The 5,342-nt window shown below is 56.4% G+C and carries 3 rRNA genes; all 3 read left to right on the top strand.

Features of this window, described 5'->3' with window-relative positions:
- The first annotated feature begins 189 nt into the window (after positions 1-189).
- Positions 190-1,707, top strand: a 16S ribosomal RNA gene (locus NC4_RS38510).
- Between the two features lie 297 nt (positions 1,708-2,004).
- Positions 2,005-5,116 (top strand): 23S ribosomal RNA (locus NC4_RS38515).
- Between the two features lie 107 nt (positions 5,117-5,223).
- Positions 5,224-5,340, top strand: a 5S ribosomal RNA gene (rrf, locus tag NC4_RS38520).
- The 16S, 23S and 5S rRNA genes sit together here, the layout of an rRNA operon.
- Positions 5,341-5,342: the final 2 nt, after the last annotated feature.

Here is a 5,342-nt window from a genome sequence, read left to right on the forward strand (position 1 = left end):
TTCTTTGAGAACTCAATAGTGTGTCGATGAATGTCAGTGCCAAATATTTAATTTGGTTCCGGTCTTCTGCACCCCCGTGTGGGAGGTCGGACATAAGTCAGCTTAATTTCCGAGCTGGCGTTTATTTTGCTGGGTTTTCGGACTCACGTTTACTTCTGATTGCATCCTTCGGGATGTGGTTGAGAGTCTTCAACGGAGAGTTTGATCCTGGCTCAGGACGAACGCTGGCGGCGTGCTTAACACATGCAAGTCGAGCGGTAAGGCCCTTCGGGGTACACGAGCGGCGAACGGGTGAGTAACACGTGGGTGATCTGCCTCGTACTCTGGGATAAGCCTGGGAAACTGGGTCTAATACCGGATATGACCACGCACTGCATGGTGTGTGGTGGAAAGATTTATCGGTGCGAGATGGGCCCGCGGCCTATCAGCTTGTTGGTGGGGTAACGGCCTACCAAGGCGACGACGGGTAGCCGACCTGAGAGGGTGATCGGCCACACTGGGACTGAGACACGGCCCAGACTCCTACGGGAGGCAGCAGTGGGGAATATTGCACAATGGGCGGAAGCCTGATGCAGCGACGCCGCGTGAGGGATGACGGCCTTCGGGTTGTAAACCTCTTTCGACAGGGACGAAGCGCAAGTGACGGTACCTGTAGAAGAAGCACCGGCCAACTACGTGCCAGCAGCCGCGGTAATACGTAGGGTGCGAGCGTTGTCCGGAATTACTGGGCGTAAAGAGCTTGTAGGCGGTCTGTCACGTCGATCGTGAAAACTGGCGGCTCAACCGCCAGCCTGCGGTCGATACGGGCAGACTAGAGTACTTCAGGGGAGACTGGAATTCCTGGTGTAGCGGTGAAATGCGCAGATATCAGGAGGAACACCGGTGGCGAAGGCGTGTCTCTGGGAAGTAACTGACGCTGAGAAGCGAAAGCGTGGGTAGCGAACAGGATTAGATACCCTGGTAGTCCACGCCGTAAACGGTGGGTACTAGGTGTGGGTTTCCTTCCACGGGATCCGTGCCGTAGCTAACGCATTAAGTACCCCGCCTGGGGAGTACGGCCGCAAGGCTAAAACTCAAAGGAATTGACGGGGGCCCGCACAAGCGGCGGAGCATGTGGATTAATTCGATGCAACGCGAAGAACCTTACCTGGGTTTGACATACGCCGGAAAGCCGTAGAGATGCGGCCCCCCTTGTGGTCGGTGTACAGGTGGTGCATGGCTGTCGTCAGCTCGTGTCGTGAGATGTTGGGTTAAGTCCCGCAACGAGCGCAACCCTTATCTTATGTTGCCAGCGCGTCATGGCGGGGACTCGTGAGAGACTGCCGGGGTCAACTCGGAGGAAGGTGGGGACGACGTCAAGTCATCATGCCCCTTATGTCCAGGGCTTCACACATGCTACAATGGCCGGTACAGAGGGCAGCGATACCGTGAGGTGGAGCGAATCCCTTAAAGCCGGTCTCAGTTCGGATCGGGGTCTGCAACTCGACCCCGTGAAGTTGGAGTCGCTAGTAATCGCAGATCAGCAACGCTGCGGTGAATACGTTCCCGGGCCTTGTACACACCGCCCGTCACGTCATGAAAGTCGGTAACACCCGAAGCCGCTGGCCTAACCCGTAAGGGAGGGAGGCGTCGAAGGTGGGATTGGCGATTGGGACGAAGTCGTAACAAGGTAGCCGTACCGGAAGGTGCGGCTGGATCACCTCCTTTCTAAGGAGCACATCTCCAGAGGGCTTCACACAGGTTAAAGTTTCTCTGGCAGAGACCGTTTGAGTCCTCGAATGTAGGACCACGGACGCTCATGGGTGGAACACTGACATGTGCCGAGCAATGCTCGGATGTAATCGACTCACTATTGGGTCCTGAAAGAACAGACGTTCTTTCCAGGCAAAAAACGATCCGCTCGGATCTCCTCGATACCGCCGAAGAATTTCGGTCAGGTCTTGGAAACCGATTTGATGCGGGTGTGTTGTTTGAGAACTGCACAGTGGACGCGAGCATCTTTGTTAGTAAGTGTGTAAGAGCGTACGGTGGATGCCTTGGCACCAGGAGCCGATGAAGGACGTAGGAGGCTGCGATAAGCCTCGGAGAGCTGTCAACCGAGCTGAGATCCGAGGATGTCCGAATGGGGAAACCCGGCACGAGTGATGTCGTGTCACCCACGCCTGAATATATAGGGTGTGTGGAGGGAACGTGGGGAAGTGAAACATCTCAGTACCCGCAGGAAGAGAAAACAACAGTGATTCCGTGAGTAGTGGCGAGCGAAAGCGGAAGAGGCTAAACCCAGAGCGCGTGATAGACGGCAGTCGTTTCGTTCTGGGGGTTGTGGGGCTTGATTTCTTCTCACTGCCGTGAGGAGCAAGAGTCAGAAAAGATCGCGTTAGCTGAATTGGTCTGGGACGGCCAACCGTAGACGGTGAGAGTCCGGTAAGCGAAAACGTGTTCTCTCTTGTATCAAGTACCCGAGTAGCAGCGGGCCCGTGAAATCTGCTGTGAATCTGCCGGGACCACCCGGTAAGCCTGAATACTACCTGGTGACCGATAGCGGACTAGTACCGTGAGGGAAAGGTGAAAAGTACCCCGGGAGGGGAGTGAAATAGTACCTGAAACCGTGCGCTTACAATCTGTCAGAGCCCTCCCTTTGGGGTGGGGTGATGGCGTGCCTTTTGAAGAATGAGCCTGCGAGTCATCGGTGTGTGGCGAGGTTAACCCGTGTGGGGTAGCCGTAGCGAAAGCGAGTCCGAATAGGGCGCCTCCAGTCGCACACTATGGACCCGAAGCGGAGTGATCTACCCATGGCCAGGGTGAAGCGACGGTAAGACGTCGTGGAGGCCCGAACCCACTTAGGTTGAAAACTGAGGGGATGAGCTGTGGGTAGGGGTGAAAGGCCAATCAAACTCCGTGATAGCTGGTTCTCCCCGAAATGCATTTAGGTGCAGCGTCACGTGTTTCACGCCGGAGGTAGAGCTACTGGATGGCCTAGGGGGCCCACAAGCTTACCGAAGTCAGCCAAACTCCGAATGCCGGTGTGTGAGAGCGTGGCAGTGAGACTGCGGGGGATAAGCTTCGTAGTCGAGAGGGAAACAGCCCAGATCGTCGGCTAAGGCCCCTAAGCGTGTACTAAGTGGAAAAGGATGTGGGGTCGCGAAGACAACCAGGAGGTTGGCTTAGAAGCAGCCACCCTTGAAAGAGTGCGTAATAGCTCACTGGTCAAGTGATCCTGCGCCGACAATGTAGCGGGGCTCAAGTACACCGCCGAAGCCGCGGCACTCCAGCATTAGATCGCCTTCGGGCCAGTCGCTGGGGTGGGTAGGGGAGCGTCGTGTAGCCAGGGAAGCGGCGGAGTGATCCAGCCGTGGAGGCTGCGCGAGTGAGAATGCAGGCATGAGTAGCGAAAGACGAGTGAGAAACTCGTCCGCCGAATGACCAAGGGTTCCTGGGCCAGGTTAATCCGCCCAGGGTGAGTCGGGACCTAAGACGAGGCCGACAGGCGTAGCCGATGGACAACGGGTTGATATTCCCGTACCCGTGTACCCGCGCCCAATGGCGAATCAGTTGTGCTAACCGTCCAAAAGCGGATGGACTCCCTTCGGGGAGCCGGAAGTGGCTGCACGGGACCCTGGCTGTAGTAGTCAAGCGATGGGGTGACGCAGGAAGGTAGCTGGGCCAGGTGATGGAATACCTGGTGTAAGCGTGTAGGGAGAACCGTAGGCAAATCCGCGGTTCACATGTCCTGAGACGTGATGCGTAGCCGATTGAGGCGAATTCAGTGATCCTATGCTGCCGAGAAAAGCCTCTAGTGAGTTGGTACACGGCCCGTACCCCAAACCGACACAGGTGGTCAGGTAGAGAATACTAAGGCGATCGAGATAACTGTGGTTAAGGAACTCGGCAAAATGCCCCCGTAACTTCGGGAGAAGGGGGACCCGATCTGGTGTAGAGACTTGCTCTCGAAGCTGGGTTGGGTCGCAGAGACCAGAGAGAAGCGACTGTTTACTAAAAACATAGGTCCGTGCGAAGTCGTAAGACGATGTATACGGACTGACGCCTGCCCGGTGCCGGAAGGTTAAGAGGACCGGTTAGCCAGCAATGGCGAAGCTGAGAATTTAAGCCCCGGTAAACGGCGGTGGTAACTATAACCATCCTAAGGTAGCGAAATTCCTTGTCGGGTAAGTTCCGACCTGCACGAATGGCGTAACGACTTCTCTGCTGTCTCAACCACAGACTCGGCGAAATTGCATTACGAGTAAAGATGCTCGTTACGCGCGGCAGGACGAAAAGACCCCGGGACCTTCACTATAGCTTGGTATTGGTGTTCGGTACGGTTTGTGTAGGATAGGTGGGAAACTGTGAAGCTCGGACGCCAGTTCGGGTGGAGTTGTCGTTGAAATACCACTCTGATCGTATTGGACCTCTAACCTCGGACCCTGATCGGGTTCAGGGACAGTGCCTGGTGGGTAGTTTAACTGGGGCGGTTGCCTCCCAAAATGTAACGGAGGCGCCCAAAGGTTCCCTCAGCCTGGTTGGCAATCAGGTGTCGAGTGCAAGTGCACAAGGGAGCTTGACTGTGAGACCGACAGGTCGAGCAGGGACGAAAGTCGGGACTAGTGATCCGGCACCGGCAAGTGGAAGCGGTGTCGCTCAACGGATAAAAGGTACCCCGGGGATAACAGGCTGATCTTCCCCAAGAGTCCATATCGACGGGATGGTTTGGCACCTCGATGTCGGCTCGTCGCATCCTGGGGCTGGAGTAGGTCCCAAGGGTTGGGCTGTTCGCCCATTAAAGCGGCACGCGAGCTGGGTTTAGAACGTCGTGAGACAGTTCGGTCTCTATCCGCCGCGCGCGTCAGAAACTTGAGGAAGGCTGTCCCTAGTACGAGAGGACCGGGACGGACGAACCTCTGGTGTGCCAGTTGTCCCGCCAGGGGCACGGCTGGTTGGCCACGTTCGGAAGGGATAACCGCTGAAAGCATCTAAGCGGGAAGCCTGTTCCAAGATGAGGTTTCTCACCCCCTCGAGGGGGTAAGGCCCCCAACAGACCATTGGGTTGATAGGCCAGAACTGGAAGCCCAGTAATGGGTGTAGGTGACTGGTACTAATAGGCCGAGGACTTACCAACAAAGAAGCTACGCGTCCACTGTGCGGTATCTGAAACAACACACAGATCACCGAGACAACAAGCCCGGTAACGGGGTTGTGGCTCTCTGTGTGACAGTTTCATAGAGTTACGGCGGCTATAGCGGTGGGGAAACGCCCGGCCCCATTCCGAACCCGGAAGCTAAGGCCACCTGCGCCGATGGTACTGCACTCGACAGGGTGTGGGAGAGTAGGACACCGCCGGAACA

Source organism: Nocardia crassostreae (assembly GCF_001613405.1).
GTDB lineage: Bacteria > Actinomycetota > Actinomycetes > Mycobacteriales > Mycobacteriaceae > Nocardia > Nocardia crassostreae.